The following is a 15,716-nucleotide window of genomic DNA, read 5'->3' as shown; positions in this document are numbered from 1 at the left end:
CGATACAACGTTGCCTTTTCTGGAATGAGTCCAGTTAAGGTGGTGAGTCACGTCACACCCTGCTGATCCTGCTGGGCGAGCAGCCGCGCATATCCCGCGCCCATGCCGAGCAGCACCAGGCCGGTGACGATGAAGACCGCGACCCGGAAGATGCCGTCCAGCGTGCCGAGGTCGAACAGGAACAGTTTCGCCATGGCGGCCACCACCAGCGCCAGTCCCCCGCCGATCGGCAGTGATCGCTGCTCCTTGGGCCTGCGTGCCGCGAAGCGGAGCAACACGGCCGCGACGACGATCCAGCAGATCGTCGCGGCCATGTGTCCGGCGAAGAAGCCGCCCCCAGTGCCGCCGACCAGCACGCCTGCGGTGACCGCGAACGTCGTGACGGCATACCCGGACACCGCCGCCGCCGACAGGCAGAGCAGCCGCAGCACGTCCGCGTCGATCCCGTCGCGGCGGGCCCACGACCACCCGATCGCCGCCGCCGCACCGATCAGCAGGACGCTGGCGGCCAGGATGGACACCGCGTCCGGGATGCTCGACTCGGTCGCGGTGACCAGCAGGCTCGGCGGCGCATAGCTCAGGTAGAGCGCGGATCCGACGGCGGCGAAAGCCATCGCGACCCAGCGTGCCCCGTCGGCGCCGCGGGCTGCGGTGCAGGAGTGGACGGCGACCACGAGTGCCATCGCGAGCAGCAGGGGCGCCGCCACCTCACCGTCGAACGCGACGTTGACGGCGATCAGGGTGCAGACCGCCGACAGCGCCGACCAGATCCGCCGCACCACACCGGGCACGCCGGGCAGCCGGTCGCCGATCGCGACGATGGCCAGCAGGGCCGCGGCCAGCGCACCGATCATCAGCGCGGCGAGCGTCCGGTCCACCGCCAGCGGCACGCAGAGCACGGGCAACACGCCCGCGCTCGCGAGCAGCGCCAGCATCCCTCGGTTGGCGGTGCCCGGCAGCACCAGCAGGGCCCCGGCGAGTGCCAGCAGTGCGGCGATGCCGCAGGCGCCCGCGAGCCAGAGATCGTGGCGGGAGCCGATTCCGGCCGCGGCGAGCGCGATCAGCAGTGGCAACGTCACCGCCGCGGTGCGGGCGGCGTGCAGCCAGAGCCAGTCCCTGCCCAGCTGCACCAGCAGCGCAGCGGCCGACAGCGACAACATGAAGCCGACGAGAAGCAGCGTGATCCCGTCGGTGACCACCGGCGCCAACCCGATCAGCGGTACCAGCACCAGCACCGCGAGGTGCTCGGAATCCCACCGCCGGGCCAGTGTCAGGCCCGCGGCGCCGACGGCGGCGCCGAGCAGGAGGCCGGCGGGTGCGGGCACCCAGCCGTAGACGGTGGTGACCGCGATCAGGTCGATGTATGCGGCGGCCACCCCGGTGGCGGCCAGTGCGATTGCTCCGACGCGCCCGCCGGGCCGCGACATCAGCCGCGTCGACACCGCGACCAGCACACCCGCCAGCACCGCGCCCGCGGCCACCCGGAACTCGGGTCTCAGAACCCCGGCCTGGGCGGCCAGCACCAGCAGCAGCACCACACCGATCAACGTGACCGCCACACCGGCGACCGCGAGCACCTTGCCGATCCAACCTTCCGACGAGGAGGTCCGCGGCGCGCTGGGCACCGGCATCCGTCCCGGCGGTGGTGGCGGTGGCGGCAGTGGTGGCGCGGTCGGCGGCCCGTATCGCGGGGCGTAATACGGCGCGTAGTACGGCGTCGGCGGCGGCGCGGGCGCCTGCTGCGGAGCGGGATTCCCGGCGGCCAGCAGCCGGTCGAGCTCACCCAGTTCGCCCGACACCCGCACCAGCTGGTGGGACAACGCGGCGAACTCCGCCGACAGCCGGGCGATCACGGCGCGATGCGGTTCGGTCATGGCGCCATCGTCGCAACGCGACCACCGCCCGCGGATGAGTAGGACTACCCGATCCGCCTAGTCGTCGAGACCGTGTTCGATCGCGTAACGCGCCAGTTCGACCCGGTTGGCCACCTGGAGCTTGCGGAACGTCGCCTGCACGTGGTTCTCCACCGTGCGGTGACTCAGTGACAGCCGGCTCGCGATCTGCTTGGCGGACAATCCTTTCGCGACGTAACGCAGCACCTCGGTCTCCCGTTCGGTCAGGCTCGGCGTCGCCGGACCGTCCGCGGGCCGCTGGGCGATCTTGCGGTACTCCCCCAGCACCAGTCCGGCCAGGCCCGGCGTGAACACCGCCCGGCCTTCGGCGGTGGCCCGCACGGCCGCACCGAGTTCGGTCTTCGACGCGCTTTTGACCAGATATCCGGTGGCGCCGGCCTTGACCGCCTCCAGCACGTCATCGCGCTCGTCTGAGGCCGACAACACCAGGATCCGGGAGTCGGGCGACACGGTGAGCACCTCGGCGGTGGCCTGGGCGCCGTCGCCGTCGCCGAGTCGCATGTCCATCACCACCACCCGCGGTTGCACGACGGCGGCCCGCCGCTTGGCCGACGCCACGCCGTCGGCCGTGGCCACCACGTCGAACCCGTCCTCGGCCAGATCGCGGGCCACCGCGTCGCGCCAGATCGGGTGGTCGTCGACCACCATCACCGTCGTCGGTGGATCCTGCTCAGCCATCGTGCCCTCCCGTATCCCCTTCCCGGCGCGGCACCGTCAATTCCCATTCCGTTCCGCCGCCGGGTTCGGTGTGCAGCACCGCGCTGCCTCCGAGCCATTCGATCCGCCCGACGATCGAGGCGGCGACCCCGAGCCGACCCTCGGCCCTGGCCTCCGCCAGCCGCCCGGTCGCGATCCCGGGCCCGTCGTCGCGCACACTCACCGTCACGGTGTCGCCGAGGTCCTCGACCAGGACGTAGGCGTGGGCGGGGCCGGCGTGGGCGGCGACGTTGTCGAGCGCATTGGCCACCGCCGCCGACAGTTCGGCGGCGACGGCGGCGTCGAGCAGCACGGGATCGGCGGGCAGGCTCACCGACACCCGGTCGGAGGCCCTGCGGCGCAGTTCCGCGCCGACATCGGTCACCGCACCGGCCTCGGGCGCCGCAGGGCCTGCACTCATCAGCCGTCGCAGCGCGCGCTCCTGTTCCCCGGCCAGTTCAGCGAGTTCCGCTGTGGCTCCGCCGATCTCGCGTCCGCGCCGGGACACCAGCGCGAGCACCTGGATCGCGCCGTCGTGCACTTGCCGCGACAGCCGTTCACGCTCCTCGAGCGCGGCGGCCAGCCGGGTCGCCCGCTGAAGTTCGGCATGCGCGCGCCGGGCCGTCTGCGCCGCCATCCCGACCGCCAGCCCGACCGCCAACTCGATGACCACCGTCGCATTGCGTCCGAGATTGATGCTGACGTAACCCTTCAACCCCGCGTACGCGGCCATCACCAGCAGCCCCGTCGCCATCCCGGTGAGCGGGCCGCGCAGGATCGCCGCCGAGATCACCGCGTTGGTGACCCACAGTGTGGTGGGCCAGGACTGGTTGTCCTGAACCCATTGATCGGAGGCGACGAACTCCGTCGACAGCATCAGCGCGATGGCGATCACCACCTCGGCCACCACCCATGCCGCCCGGCGCCCGAAACCTGCGAGGTAGGCCACCGCGCACGCCGCGCTCCACGCGATGAGTACGCCGAACAACACCCAGCCGGTGACCGGCCGCCGCAGGTCGTCGTTGATCGCGATGTGAAAGCCCAACGCGTACAGGCAACTCAGTAGCCGGAACACCTGCGCCGCCCGCCACAGCGGGGTGGTGGGGTCCTGTCGTGGATCTGCCGTGAGGGCCGCAGCCACCTACATCACCTTGGACAGGAACGCCTTCGTGCGGTCGTGTTGCGGGTTGCTCATCATCTCGCGGGGATCGCCGCTCTCGACGATCACCCCGCCGTCCATGAACACCAGCTTGTCGGCGACCTCTCGGGCGAAGCCCATTTCGTGGGTGACGACCAGCATGGTCATCCCCTCACCGGCCAGCTTCTTCATCACCGCGAGCACCTCGCCGACCAGTTCGGGGTCGAGCGCGGACGTCGGCTCGTCGAACAGCATCAGCTTCGGGCTCATCGCCAGCGCGCGGGCGATCGCGACGCGCTGCTGCTGACCGCCGGACAGCTGCGCGGGATACGCGGTCGCCTTGTCCGCCAGACCGACCTGTTCGAGGAGGTCCCGCCCGCGGGCGACCGCTTCCTCCTTTTTCACCCCCTTGACCCGGATCGGCGCCTCGACGACGTTTCCGAGCGCGGTGCGGTGCGGGAACAGGTTGAAGTGCTGGAACACCATGCCGACGTCGCGCCGCTGCCGGGCGGCATCCCGGGGCGGAAGCTCGTGCAGTTTGCCGCCCCGTTCCCGGTAGCCCACCAGTTCCCCGTCGACATAGAGGCGGCCGGCGTTGACCTGCTCGAGGTGGTTGACGCACCGCAGGAAGGTCGACTTGCCCGACCCCGACGGTCCGACGATGCAGAGCACCTCGCCCCTGCCGACCTCGAGTGTGACGCCCTTGAGCACGTGCAGGGCGCCGAAGCTCTTGCAGACGTTCTCGGCCTTGACCATCGGCGTCATGCGATCACACCCCCGGATTCTGGATCTGCGCATCTGCCAACGCCTGGAGTTGTTTGGTGGTCAGCTTCCGCGACGCGCCGCGGGCGAAGTACCGCTCGAGGTAGTACTGGCCGATCATCAGCACACTGGTGATCGCCAGGTACCACGTCGAGGCGACCAGCAGCAGCGGGATGGGCTGGAACAACTCCACCCCGATGTCCCTGGCCCGGCCGTACAGCTCGAAGCTGTACGGCACAGCGGTGACCAGCGACGCCGTCTTGAGCATGCTGATGAACTCATTGCCGGTCGGCGGGATGATCACCCGCATCGCCTGCGGCAGCACGGTGCGCCGGATGGTCATCCCCCACGACATGCCGAGCGCTATCGAGGCTTCCGACTGCCCCTCGGGCACCGAACTGATGCCGGCCCGGATGATCTCGGCCATGTAGGCGGCCTCGTTGAGCCCGAGGCCGATGACGGCCAGCATGAAGCCGACCGACAGCGCCTGCAGGTTCAGGTGGAACAGCGACGGACCGAACGGGACGCCGAACTGGACGTTGGCGTAGATCGTCGGCACCAGACCCCAGAGCACCAGCTGGACGTACACCGGTGTGCCGCGGAAGATCCACAGGTAGCCCCAGGACACCGCTTTGAGCACCGGGTTGGGCGACAAGCGCATCACGGCCAGCAGCACACCGAGGGTGAGCGCCAGCACCATCGCCAGGATGGTCAGCTGAAGCGTGTTGAAGGCCGCTTCCGAGATGCGTTGGTCGAAAAGGTATTTGACGTACGTGTCCCAGCCGTACGCCTCGTTGGTCGCGGCGCCGTAGACGAACAACCCCAACAGCGCGAGGATGACGACCGCCGCCACCCACCGCCACGGATGTCTCAGTGGGACAGCGTCGATGGCGGGCGGCGGCGATGCGTCGGTCATCGGCGACTCAGCTGATCGCGCCGTTGATGACCGGCTTGTCGATCATCCCCTGTTCGGCGCCCCAGTTCTTGGCGATCTGCTCGTAGGTGCCCGACTCGATGAGGTGCTCCAGCGCCTTCTTCAGCGACTCGGCGAGCGGTGATCCCTTCTGCACCGCCCAGCCGTAAGGCGCGGAGTCGAACACCTCACCGGCGGCCTCGAGCTTGCCCTCGCTCTGCTTGATGGCATACGCCGTCACCGGCGAGTCGGCCGACATCGCGTCGGCCTGCCCCAGCCGGACCGCGGTGGTTGCCGCGGTTTGATCGTCGAACTTCACCACGTTGATCGCGGGCTTGCCCTCGGCGATGCACTTCTGGGTGCGCATGGGCATCTCTTCGGTGTCCTGCACCGTGGCCGTCTGCACGGCGACCCGCTTGCCGCACGCATCCTCGGGGTTGATCCCCGCGCCCGCCTGCTGCGCCCACGCCGAGCCGGCCTCGAAGTAGGTGACGAAGTCGACCTGCTGCTCACGCTCCTTGGAATCGGTGAACGACGACATACCGACGTTGTAGGTGCCGCCCTGCACGGACGGGATGATCTTGTCGAAGGCCGACTGCCGGTATTCGGGCTTCAGGCCGAGGGTGGCCGCGATCGCGTTCATCAGCTCGACGTCGAAGCCGATCACCTGGCCGCTGGCGTCCTTGAACTCGTTCGGCGGGTACGTCGGATCCGTGCCGACGACCAGCTCGCCCGTCGACTTGACGGCCTCGGGCACGGTGTTGGCGATCTCGTCGACCTTGGTGGCCGTGGCGGCGGTGGTCTCCGAACCCGACCCCGACGACTCGGAGTTGTCGACGCAGCCGGACAGGGCCAGCGCGCCGCTGGCGGCGAGCACCGTTGCGATGCGCCACAGCTTGCCTCGCCGGGTGCGACATTCAGCTAACACGATTGCCTCTTTCTCCTAGCTCGGGTCGTCTGGTCGTCCCGAACCGACGACGATAACGACCGTGGACCCGGCGCGCAGCGCCGGTAACGGAACATTAACGACCGCGCACCGCCGCCACAGCCGTACTACCAAATCCGCCCTGGCCAGGCGGCGTTGTGCCACACTTCGCGCATGGAATCCACCACTGCCCCAACCATGTTGCCGCATCTGTGGAAGGCGGCGCTGTTCACCGGCGTCGCGGCGCTGATCCTTGGCGTCCTGGTGTTCGTGCGGCCGGGCGCGGCCATCCTGGTGACCGCGATCTTCTTCGGCGCCTACCTGCTGGTGACCGGTGTGTCGCAGCTGGTTCTGGCCTTCAGCGTGCGGTCGTCGCTGGGTGGGCGGGCGCTGCTGTTCATCAGCGGCGCGGCCGCACTCGTGCTCGCCGTGCTGTGCTTCATCAACCTGCAGAACTCGATCGACCTGCTGGCCATCTGGATCGGCGTCGGGTTCATCTTCCGCGGCGTGGCCACGCTGATGTCGGCGATCGCGGACAACACCCTGCCGGGCCGGGTCTGGGAGATCATCGTCGGCGCGCTCGGGATCGTCGCGGGCATCATCATGTTCGCCGCCCCACTCGAGGGCCTGGTGGCCGTCACCCAGGTGACCGGCATCATCCTCGTCGTGCTGGGTGTCGTGGAGATCGTGACGGCGCTGCGGATCCGCAAGGAGTCCCGGCTCGCCGGCCCCGCGGGCGGCCCGGCGGCGGGCGCCGGCACCGCGGTGAGCTAACGCACAAAGGATCTACTACAACTTGTCGTAGCCCTGTCGTAGGCTGGTCTCACAGCCCACGGAAGAGGGTCGGATGGACGCGCTCGATGTGTCACGGTGGCAGTTCGGGATCACCACCGTCTACCACTTCGTCTTCGTTCCGCTGACCATCGGCCTTGCCCCGCTGGTCGCGCTCATGCAGACGTTGTGGCTGGTCACCGACAACCCCGCCTGGTACCGGCTGACCCGGTTCTTCGGCAAGCTGTTCCTGATCAACTTCGCGATCGGCGTCGCCACCGGCATCGTCCAGGAGTTCCAGTTCGGCATGAACTGGAGCGAGTACTCGCGCTTCGTCGGCGACGTGTTCGGTGCGCCGCTGGCGATGGAGGGCCTTGCGGCGTTCTTCTTCGAATCGACCTTCATCGGCCTGTGGATCTTCGGCTGGACCCGGCTGCCCCGCCTGGTGCACCTGGCATGCATCTGGATCGTCGCCCTCGCGGTCAACGCGTCGGCGTTCTTCATCATCGCCGCGAACTCCTGGATGCAGCATCCCGTCGGTGCACGCTTCAACCCCGACACCGGCCGCGCCGAGCTCACCAGCATCGTCGGGTTGCTCACCAACAACACGGCAGTGGCGGCGTTCTCGCACGCGGTCGCCGGGTCCTTCCTGACCGCAGGCGCCTTCGTCGCGTGCGTCTGCGCGTGGTGGATGGTGCGGGCACACCGCGCGGACAAGCCGGACACCCCGGCGCCCGGCATGTTCCGTCCGGCGATGCTGCTCGGCTGCGTCGTCACGCTGGTCTCGGCGGGTGCGCTCGCATGGACCGGCGACGTCCAGGGCAAGCTGATGTTCGACCAGCAGCCGATGAAGATGGCGTCGGCGGAGTCGTTGTGCCACAGCGAGACCGACCCCGACTTCTCGGTCCTCACCGTGGGCACGCACAACAACTGCGACAGCGTGGTGCACGTCATCGAGGTGCCCTACGTGCTGCCGTTCCTGGCCGAGGGCCGGTTCGACGGCGTGCACCTCGAGGGCGTCGAGGACCTGCAGCAGCGGTACGAGGCCACCTACGGGCCAGGCGACTACCGGCCCAACCTCTTCGTCACCTACTGGTCCTTCCGGGCGATGATCGGACTGCTCGCGGTGCCCGCGCTGTTCGCCCTCGTGGCGCTGTGGCTGACCCGCGGCGGCCGCACCACCGACCGGGCCTGGTTCTCCCGCTTCGCGCTGCTGACCATCCCCACGCCGTTCCTGGCCAACAGCGCGGGCTGGGTGTTCACCGAGATGGGCAGGCAGCCGTGGGTGGTAGTGCCCAACCCCACCGGCGACCCCGACATCCGGCTCACCGTGGCCGAGGGGGTGTCCGGTCACGCCACCGGCATGGTGCTCACCTCACTGGTGACCCTGACGCTGCTCTACGGCGTGCTCGCGGTGATCTGGTTCGGGCTGCTGCGCCGTTACGTCGTCGCGGGTCCGAAGGAACACGACGCCGAACCGGCCCCGCCCACACCGCCCGGGGACGACGACGTCGCCCCGCTGTCGTTCGCGTACTGAGGAGGAGGCACCGTGGCTGACATCTGGTTCGTGCTGCTGGCCCTGCTGTTCCTCGGCTTCCTGGTGCTGGAGGGCTTCGACTTCGGCGTCGGCATGCTGATGGGGCTGATCGGCCGGATGGGCGCCGAGTCGGGTGCCGACGCGGTCGAGAAGCGCAGGCGCGCGGTGCTCAACACGATCGGACCGGTGTGGGACGGCAACGAGGTCTGGCTGATCACCGCCGCCGGTGCGATGTTCGCCGCCTTCCCCGACATGTACGCCACCATGTTTTCCGGGCTCTACCTGCCGCTGCTGCTGATCCTGTGCTCGATGATCCTGCGCGTCGTCGCGATCGAATGGCGGGGCAAGATCGACGATCCCCGCTGGCGGTCGCGCGCCGACCTCGCCATCGCCGCCGGCTCCTGGGTGCCCGCCGTGCTGTGGGGTGTCGTGTTCGCCGCGCTGGTGCGGGGTTTGCCGGTCGACGCGGACAAACAGGTCGGCCTCACCGTGGGCGACCTGCTCGGCTACCCGCTTCTCGGCGGGCTGGCCACCGGCGGCCTGTTCCTCCTGCACGGCGCCGTCTTCATCACCCTGAAGACCGAGGGCACCGTGCGCACCGATGCGCTGCGGGTGGCGACGCGGCTCTCGGTGCCGGTGACCGTCGTGGTCGCCGCTTTCGGGCTGTGGACCCAGCTGGCGTACGGAAAGACCTGGACCTGGCTGGTGCTCGCCGCGGCCGCGGTCGCGCTGCTGGCCGCGATGACCCGCATCTGGAGCGGCTCGGGTGACGGCTGGGCGTTCGTGCACACCACCACCGCGGTCGCGGCGGTCGTGGTGCTGCTGTTCGCCTCGCTGTACCCCGACCTCATCCCGTCCACGCTCGACCCGGCCTGGAGCCTGACCGTCGACAACGCGTCGTCGTCGCCGTACACGCTGAAGATCCTGACGTGGGCCGCGGTGATCCTGGCGCCGCTCGTCATGGTTTACCAGGGCTGGACGTACTGGGTGTTCCGGCAACGCATCTCGGCCGAACGCATCCCCGAGCCGACAGGACTGTCATGGCGGAGCCGCTGAGCCTCCCCCGGGCTCTCACCGCCTCGCCCGCGGTGCGCCGCCACGTCCTCGCGTCGGTGGCGTGCGGTGTGGTGATCGCCGCCGCCACCATCGCGTCGGCGGTGCTGCTCGCCCACATGGTGGCAGGCATCGTCACCGACCCCGGCTCGGGCAACCTGGCGCGATGGACTCCCGCGCTCCTTGTGCTGGCCCTGCTCTACGCCGTTCGCGTCGCCGCCCAGTGGGCGCAGGGCCGGTTGTCGCATCGCGGAGCGGCCGCGCTGATCGCGGACCTGTCCGGCCGGGTGCTGCGCGCGGTCACGACGGCCGCGCCCCGCAGGCTCGCCGCCGACCGGGATGCCGCGGCGGTCGTGGTCAGCCGCGGACTCGACGGGCTGCGACCGTTCTTCACCGCCTACCTGCCCGCCGTGCTGCTCGCGGCGGTCCTCACCCCGGCCGCGGCGCTGGCCATCGCCGTCTACGACTGGCGCTCGGCGCTGATCGTGCTGATCGCCCTGCCGCTGATCCCGGTGTTCATGGTGCTGATCGGGCTGCTGACCCGCGACCGGTCGGCCGCCTCGCTGGCCGCGCTGACCACGCTGCAGTCCCGCCTGCTCGACCTCATCGCAGGCATCCCGACGCTGCGCGCGCTGGGACGGGCCGACGGCGCCGCCGGGCGCATCGCCGAACTGTCCGCCGCGCACCGCCGTTCGGCGATGGCCACGCTGCGGATCGCGTTCCTGTCCGCGCTGGTGCTGGAACTGATCGCCACCCTGGGCGTGGCCCTGGTGGCGGTGGGTGTGGGTCTGCGGCTGGTGTACGGCGAGCTGACCCTGTCCGCGGGGCTCACCGCGCTGCTGCTGGCACCGGAGGTGTTCTGGCCGCTGCGCCGCGTCGGCGTGGAGTTCCATGCAGCCCAGGACGGAAAGGCCGCCGCGGAGCGGGCTTTCGCGCTGCTCGACCAGCCCGCACCACCCGGCGGCAGCGCCCGAGTGCACGCGGCGGGCGCCACCATCACCGTCGAGGCGCTGGCGGCGGAGATCACCCCCGGTGCGGTCACCGTGCTGACCGGACCGAACGGATGCGGGAAGAGCACCACCCTGCACGCCATCCTGGGGCTGGCCGCTCCCGAATCGGGGCGGGTCCGCGTCGGCGGCATCGACGTCGCCGACCTCGACCTGCCCGCCTGGTGGGCGCAGGTGTCCTGGCTGGACCACCGCCCGGTGGTGGTACCCGGCACGGTGGCCGACAACCTCGAGCTGTTCGGCCCGCTGACGAATCTCGACGAGGTCTGCTGCGCAACAGGATTCGACGCTGTGCTCGCCGACCTGCCCGCGGCGGCGCAGACCGTGGTCGGCCGCGACGGCGTCGGCCTGTCACTCGGCCAGCGCCAGCGGCTCGGACTGGCGCGGGCGCTCGGCTCGGCCGCGCCGGTGCTGCTGCTCGACGAACCGACCGCGCACCTGGACGCCGCCCTGGAGACCCGGGTGCTCGAGGCGATCGCGGCGCGGGCACGCGCAGGGGCCACCGTGGTGGTGGTCGGACACCGCGATCCGGTGCTGGCGATCGGCGACCGGGTGCTGCGCATCGGGGGTGATGTCGGTGCCGGAATCGTTGCCGCGCGGTGACTTCCTCCGCCTGGCAGTCGCGCTGCTGCGGCCGCGGTTCTCGCGACTGCTGGCGGCCACGGCGCTCGGGGTGCTGTCGCTGGGCAGCGCGCTCGCACTGACCGCCGTGTCGGCGTGGCTGATCACCCGCGCCTGGCAGATGCCGCCGATCCTCGACCTGACCGTGGCGGTCGTCGCCGTCCGGGCCCTTGGCATCTCCCGCGGTGTGCTCGGGTACTGTCAGCGGCTCGCCGCACACGACACCGCGCTGCGTTCGGCCGGAAACGTCCGCGTCGACCTGTACCGGCGGCTGGCGTCGGCGCCCACGGAGGTCGTGATGCGCCTGCCCAGCGGCGAACTGGTGGCCCGCGCGGGCGCCTCGGTGGACGAACTGTCCGATGTGCTGGTGCGCGCCGTGCTGCCGATCGCGGTGGCCGCGGTGCTGTCTGTGGCCGCGGTCGGACTGCTGGCGGTCATCTCCCCCGCCGCCGCCGGGGTGCTCGCGGTGTGCCTGCTGATCGCGGGCGTCGCGGCGCCCGCCCTCACCGCCAGGGCCGTCGGCGCCGCCGAAGCCGTTGCTGCCGAACATCACTCGCGTCGTGACGTGGCCGCGATGCTGGCTCTGGAGCACGGGCCGGAACTGCGGGTCGGCGGTCGGCTCGACGGCGTGCTCGCCGAGGCGCACCGTAGGCAGTGCGACTGGGGCGAGGCCACCGACCGTGCCGCGGCGCCAGCGGCCACTGCGGCGGCCGCACCCACCGCGGCGACCGGCGTCAGCGTGCTGGCCGCCGTCGTCGCCGCGCTCTCGCTCGCCGGCGCCGTCGCGCCCACCACGCTGGCGGTGCTGATGCTGGTGCCCCTCGCGGCCTTCGAGGCGACCGGCGCCCTGCCCGCCGCTGCGGTGGCGCTCAACCGCGCGCGGATCGCCGCGCGCCGTCTGCACGATCTGGTCGACCCGCACGACGCCCCGCGGCGCCGCCCGCCGGTGCCGCCGCTCGACGTGCGGCCCGGCGACCGCGTCGCCGTCACCGGTCCCAGCGGGTCAGGAAAGACCACGCTGCTGCTCGCGACCGCCGACAGATGCCGCGAAACAGGCCTCGCCGCAGGGTTCTTCGGTGAGGACGGGCATCTGTTCGCGACCACGGTGCGGGACAACCTGCTGGTCTCCCGCGGCGACGCGACCGATGACGAGCTGCGATCCGCGCTGGCCCGCGCCGGCCTGACCGACTGGCTCGACAGGTTGCCCGCCGGCCTGTCCACCGTGCTGGTGGGGGGCGGCGCGGCGGTGTCGGCCGGCCAGCGCCGGCGCCTGCTGCTGGCGCGCGCACTGGTGTCGACCTTCCCGGTGGTGCTGCTCGACGAGCCGACCGAACACCTCGACGCCGCCGATGCGCAGCGACTGCTCGCCGAACTACTCACCCCCGGCGCCCTTTTCCCGGCCGACCGCGCGGTGCTGGTGGCCACCCACCACTTGACACCCGACATCGACTGTCTGCGACTCGACCTCGCCTCCGGGCGGGTAATCTCCGACGCATGACCGACCCGGACAAGCCAGAGCAGTCGCCAACGGATCCGTCGTCGTCCGCGCCGCCGCCGCCACCGGGTCCCCCGCCGGGCTATCAGTACGGCGCCCCGCCCGGCGGGTATCCGCCGCCCCCTCCGCAGCCCTACGGCGGTCACCCCTACGCGCAGGCGCCGGCGGCCCCGAAGAACGGCATCGGCATCGCCGCGCTCGTCGTCGCGATCATCGGGCTGTTCACCGTGTTCGGCGGCATCGTGCTCGGAGTCGCGGCCATCGTCCTCGGCTTCATCGGGCGGGGCCGGGCCAAGCGCGGTGAGGCCACCAACGGCGGGATCGCCACCGCGGGCATCGTGCTCGGCTTCCTCGGCGTGATCGTGTCGATCGTCGCCATCGCGTTGTCGATCTGGGGCTTCAGCGAACTCGGCGGCGCCGACCTCGTCGACTGCCTGCAGCGCGCCGGCAACGACGTCGAGGCCCAGCAACAGTGCGAGGAAGAGTTCACCAACAACATGGAGGACCAGTTCAGCGTCACGCTGACACCGACCGCCACGCCCTAACGGCCGGGGAAGTACTTCACCACGCCCTCCTGCACCACCGTGGCGAGCAGCGCGCCGGACCGGTCGAAGAAGTGCCCGGTACCGAGCCCGCGCGACTCGGCGGCGACCGGTGACGTCGTGGAGTAGAGCACCCACTCGTCGAACCGCACCGGCCGATGGAACCACACCGAGTGGTCCATGGTCACCGCGAAGATGCGGTCATGTCCCCAGGACAGGCCGTGGGTGGTGATGATCGAGTCGAGCACCGTGGTGTCCGAGCTGTAGACCAGCGCCGCGGTGTGCAGCACCGGGTCGTCGGGCATCGTGCCGTCGGCCTTGAGCCACACCTGGTTGTAGTCCAGCCGCTCGCCCTTGTCGCGCATCACCCAGGCCGGGTCGTTGGTATAGCGCCACTCGATCGGGCGCAGCGCCTCCACGAAGTGCGGCACCGTCTTCTCGTATCCGCGGAGCAGGTCGTCGATCGTGGGCAGGCTGTCCGGTCCGGGAACCGGCGGCGCCTCGACGGAGTGCTCGAGGCCACGGCCGCCGTTCATGAACGACACCAGCGCCGTGGTCAGCAGCAGGTCACCCTGGCGCACGTCGACCCTGCGGTTGGCGAAGCGGCGCTCGTCGCGCAACCGGTGCACGTGGAACTCCAGGTCGCGGGTGGGGTCCCCGCCGGCGATGAAGTGCGCCGACAACGCACTCGGCGCGATCGCGACGTCCAGCGAGCGGCCGGCCGCCACGAAGGCCTGTGCCATCATCTGGCCGCCGAACGTGCGGATCGGGTTCTTGCTCGGATGCCTGCCGACGAACGTCGCGTCGTCGACGCGGTGGAGGTCGAGGACCGCCAGCAGCTCATGGAAATCCGCTGCTGCCAAGAGTCCCCCTCATCCGGTCCGTCTAGACCCGCATCGGACTACACATCGTCCTCCCCGATCCGGTGCACATGGATCAGATTGGTGGAGCCTACTGTGCCGGGCGGAGCGCCCGCGATGATGACCACCAGGTCGCCGCGCTTGTAGCGGCCGAGTTCCAGCAGCGACTTGTCGACCTGCCGGATCATGCCGTCCGTGGTCTGGATGTGCGGGACGATGAACGTCTCGGTGCCCCAGCTCAGCGCCAGCTGGCTGCGGACCTCGGGCAGCGAGGTGAAGGCCAGCAACGGCAGCGGGGTGTGCAGCCGGGCCAGCCGGCGCACCGTGTCCCCCGACTGGGTGTAGGCGACCAGCGCCTTGGCGTCGAGGCGTTCACCGATGTCACGGGCCGCATACGAGATCACCCCGCGCTTGGTGCGCGGCACGTGGGTCAGCGGCGGCACCACCACCGAGTTCTCCTCGACCGCGCAGACGATGCGCGCCATCGTCCTCACGGCGTCGAGGGCGTACTTGCCGACCGACGTCTCACCGGAGAGCATCACCGCGTCGGCGCCGTCGAGCACCGCGTTGGCGACGTCGGAGGCCTCGGCGCGGGTGGGCCGGGAGTTCTCGATCATCGACTCGAGCATCTGGGTGGCGACGATCACCGGCTTGGCGTTCTCCCGGGCCATCTGGATGGCCCGCTTCTGCACCAGCGGCACCTCCTCGAGCGGGAGCTCGACACCGAGGTCACCGCGGGCGACCATGATCGCGTCGAAAGCCAGCACGATGGCCTCGAGGTTGTCGATGGCCTCGGGCTTCTCCAGCTTGGCGATCACGGGGACCCGCCTGCCGACCCGGTCCATCACCTCGTGCACCAACTCGATGTCGGCGGGTGAGCGCACGAACGACAGGGCGACCAGATCGACGCCGAGCCGCAGCGCGAACTCGAGGTCCTCGATGTCCTTCTCCGACAGCGCGGGCGCCGAGACGTTCATCCCGGGCAGCGACATGCCCTTGTTGTTGCTGACCTTGCCGCCCTCGGTGACGGTGCACACGACGTCGGCGCCGTCGATGCTCTCGACGGTCAGCCCGACATTGCCGTCGTCGACCAGCACCCGGTCACCCGGGTTGGCGTCCTCAACGAGCCGCTTGTAGGTGGTGGACACCCGGTCGTGGGTGCCCTCGATGTCGTCGACCGTGATGCGGACGGTCTCGCCCGCGGTCCACTCGGTGGGACCGTCGGCGAAGCGGCCGAGCCGGATCTTGGGCCCCTGCAGGTCGGCGAGGATGCCGACGGCGTGGCCGGTGGCGTCGGAGGCCGCGCGCACCCGCTTGTAGTTGGCCTCGTGGTCGGGGTAGTCACCGTGACTGAAGTTCAGCCGCGCGACGTCCATTCCCGCTGTCACCAGCGCTTTGACTTTCTCGTCGCTGGCCGTGGCCGGGCCAAGGGTACAGACGATTTTTCCGCGTCTACTCACGTTGCCTCAATATAGTCCCTAAT

At 70.4% G+C, this 15,716-nt stretch carries 14 protein-coding genes; 6 read left to right on the top strand and 8 right to left on the bottom strand.

The window, feature by feature from the left end; all coding sequences use genetic code 11:
- Window positions 1-47: 47 nt before the first annotated feature.
- The 6 genes from O6P37_RS12710 to O6P37_RS12685 are packed head-to-tail and all read right to left on the bottom strand — an operon-like array spanning window position 48 to window position 6,350.
- Window positions 48-1,874: a DUF2339 domain-containing protein gene (locus tag O6P37_RS12710; protein ID WP_269894394.1), complete on the bottom strand. Its 1,827-nt coding sequence runs from the start codon at window positions 1,872-1,874 to the stop codon at window positions 48-50.
- A gap of 57 nt (window positions 1,875-1,931) precedes the next feature.
- A complete protein-coding gene (locus O6P37_RS12705) occupies window positions 1,932-2,591 on the bottom strand; it encodes a LuxR C-terminal-related transcriptional regulator (RefSeq protein ID WP_269894393.1) in 660 nt (219 codons plus the stop codon).
- Window positions 2,584-3,750, bottom strand: coding sequence for a MacS family sensor histidine kinase (macS, locus tag O6P37_RS12700; protein ID WP_269894392.1), 1,167 nt, complete (start codon window positions 3,748-3,750; stop codon window positions 2,584-2,586). Before macS ends, O6P37_RS12705 begins: the two co-directional genes overlap by 8 nt.
- Window positions 3,751-4,503, bottom strand: coding sequence for an amino acid ABC transporter ATP-binding protein (locus O6P37_RS12695; protein ID WP_408633163.1), 753 nt, complete (start codon window positions 4,501-4,503; stop codon window positions 3,751-3,753).
- 13 nt (window positions 4,504-4,516) lie between these two features.
- The gene (locus O6P37_RS12690; RefSeq protein ID WP_269894390.1) at window positions 4,517-5,425 is read right to left on the bottom strand and encodes an amino acid ABC transporter permease; all 909 of its coding nucleotides are present in this window, start codon (window positions 5,423-5,425) and stop codon (window positions 4,517-4,519) included.
- A gap of 7 nt (window positions 5,426-5,432) precedes the next feature.
- Window positions 5,433-6,350 (bottom strand): ABC transporter substrate-binding protein, encoded by a 918-nt coding sequence (locus O6P37_RS12685; RefSeq protein ID WP_269894389.1) that lies wholly within the window; start codon window positions 6,348-6,350, stop codon window positions 5,433-5,435.
- A 171-nt stretch (window positions 6,351-6,521) separates the two neighbouring features.
- Between O6P37_RS12685 and O6P37_RS12680 the strand changes: the two genes are divergently transcribed.
- The 6 genes from O6P37_RS12680 (at window position 6,522) to O6P37_RS12655 (ending at window position 13,376) form a co-directional block, all read left to right on the top strand.
- Window positions 6,522-7,121 carry an HdeD family acid-resistance protein gene (locus O6P37_RS12680; RefSeq protein WP_269894388.1) on the top strand — a complete coding sequence of 200 codons (600 nt, stop codon included), beginning with the start codon at window positions 6,522-6,524 and terminating at the stop codon, window positions 7,119-7,121.
- A 73-nt stretch (window positions 7,122-7,194) separates the two neighbouring features.
- Complete coding sequence (locus O6P37_RS12675) at window positions 7,195-8,655, top strand: cytochrome ubiquinol oxidase subunit I (protein ID WP_269894387.1); 1,461 nt, start codon at window positions 7,195-7,197, stop codon at window positions 8,653-8,655.
- A 12-nt stretch (window positions 8,656-8,667) separates the two neighbouring features.
- Window positions 8,668-9,711, top strand: a complete 1,044-nt coding sequence (cydB, locus tag O6P37_RS12670; RefSeq protein WP_269894386.1) for a cytochrome d ubiquinol oxidase subunit II — start codon at window positions 8,668-8,670, stop codon at window positions 9,709-9,711.
- A 32-nt stretch (window positions 9,712-9,743) separates the two neighbouring features.
- A complete protein-coding gene (gene cydD / locus O6P37_RS12665) occupies window positions 9,744-11,318 on the top strand; it encodes a thiol reductant ABC exporter subunit CydD (protein ID WP_269894493.1) in 1,575 nt (524 codons plus the stop codon).
- Window positions 11,293-12,834, top strand: coding sequence for an ATP-binding cassette domain-containing protein (locus O6P37_RS12660; RefSeq protein WP_269894385.1), 1,542 nt, complete (start codon window positions 11,293-11,295; stop codon window positions 12,832-12,834). The genes cydD and O6P37_RS12660 overlap by 26 nt, the downstream gene beginning before the upstream one ends.
- The gene (locus tag O6P37_RS12655; RefSeq protein WP_269894384.1) at window positions 12,831-13,376 is read left to right on the top strand and encodes a DUF4190 domain-containing protein; all 546 of its coding nucleotides are present in this window, start codon (window positions 12,831-12,833) and stop codon (window positions 13,374-13,376) included. The genes O6P37_RS12660 and O6P37_RS12655 overlap by 4 nt, the downstream gene beginning before the upstream one ends.
- Here O6P37_RS12655 and O6P37_RS12650 read toward each other — a convergent pair.
- Together O6P37_RS12650 and pyk are read right to left on the bottom strand one after the other, a co-directional pair.
- On the bottom strand, window positions 13,373-14,236 hold the full coding sequence (locus O6P37_RS12650) for an acyl-CoA thioesterase II (RefSeq protein WP_269894383.1): 864 nt from the start codon (window positions 14,234-14,236) through the stop codon (window positions 13,373-13,375). The genes O6P37_RS12655 and O6P37_RS12650 overlap by 4 nt on opposite strands.
- Window positions 14,237-14,274: 38 nt before the next feature.
- Complete coding sequence (pyk, locus tag O6P37_RS12645; RefSeq protein ID WP_269894382.1) at window positions 14,275-15,693, bottom strand: pyruvate kinase; 1,419 nt, start codon at window positions 15,691-15,693, stop codon at window positions 14,275-14,277.
- Between the last annotated feature and the right edge of the window lie 23 nt (window positions 15,694-15,716).

The sequence above is a fragment of the Mycobacterium hippophais genome (genome assembly GCF_027529605.1).
GTDB classification, from domain to species: Bacteria; Actinomycetota; Actinomycetes; order Mycobacteriales; family Mycobacteriaceae; genus Mycobacterium; species Mycobacterium arseniciresistens.
The sequence above is the reverse complement of the archived record's forward strand: the minus strand, read 5'-3'. Positions and strand labels throughout refer to the sequence as shown.

Bases quoted from the DNA above. Each gene is read 5' to 3' on its own strand.
- O6P37_RS12695 (WP_408633163.1), bottom strand. From the start codon at position 4,503: ATGGTCAAGGCCGAGAACGTCTGCAAGAGCTTCGGCGCCCTGCACGTG.
- O6P37_RS12710 (WP_269894394.1), bottom strand. From the start codon at position 1,874: ATGACCGAACCGCATCGCGCCGTGATCGCCCGGCTGTCGGCGGAGTTC.
- O6P37_RS12675 (WP_269894387.1), top strand. From the start codon at position 7,195: ATGGACGCGCTCGATGTGTCACGGTGGCAGTTCGGGATCACCACCGTC.
- O6P37_RS12655 (WP_269894384.1), top strand. From the start codon at position 12,831: ATGACCGACCCGGACAAGCCAGAGCAGTCGCCAACGGATCCGTCGTCG.
- O6P37_RS12705 (WP_269894393.1), bottom strand. From the start codon at position 2,591: ATGGCTGAGCAGGATCCACCGACGACGGTGATGGTGGTCGACGACCAC.
- O6P37_RS12680 (WP_269894388.1), top strand. From the start codon at position 6,522: ATGGAATCCACCACTGCCCCAACCATGTTGCCGCATCTGTGGAAGGCG.
- O6P37_RS12690 (WP_269894390.1), bottom strand. From the start codon at position 5,425: ATGACCGACGCATCGCCGCCGCCCGCCATCGACGCTGTCCCACTGAGA.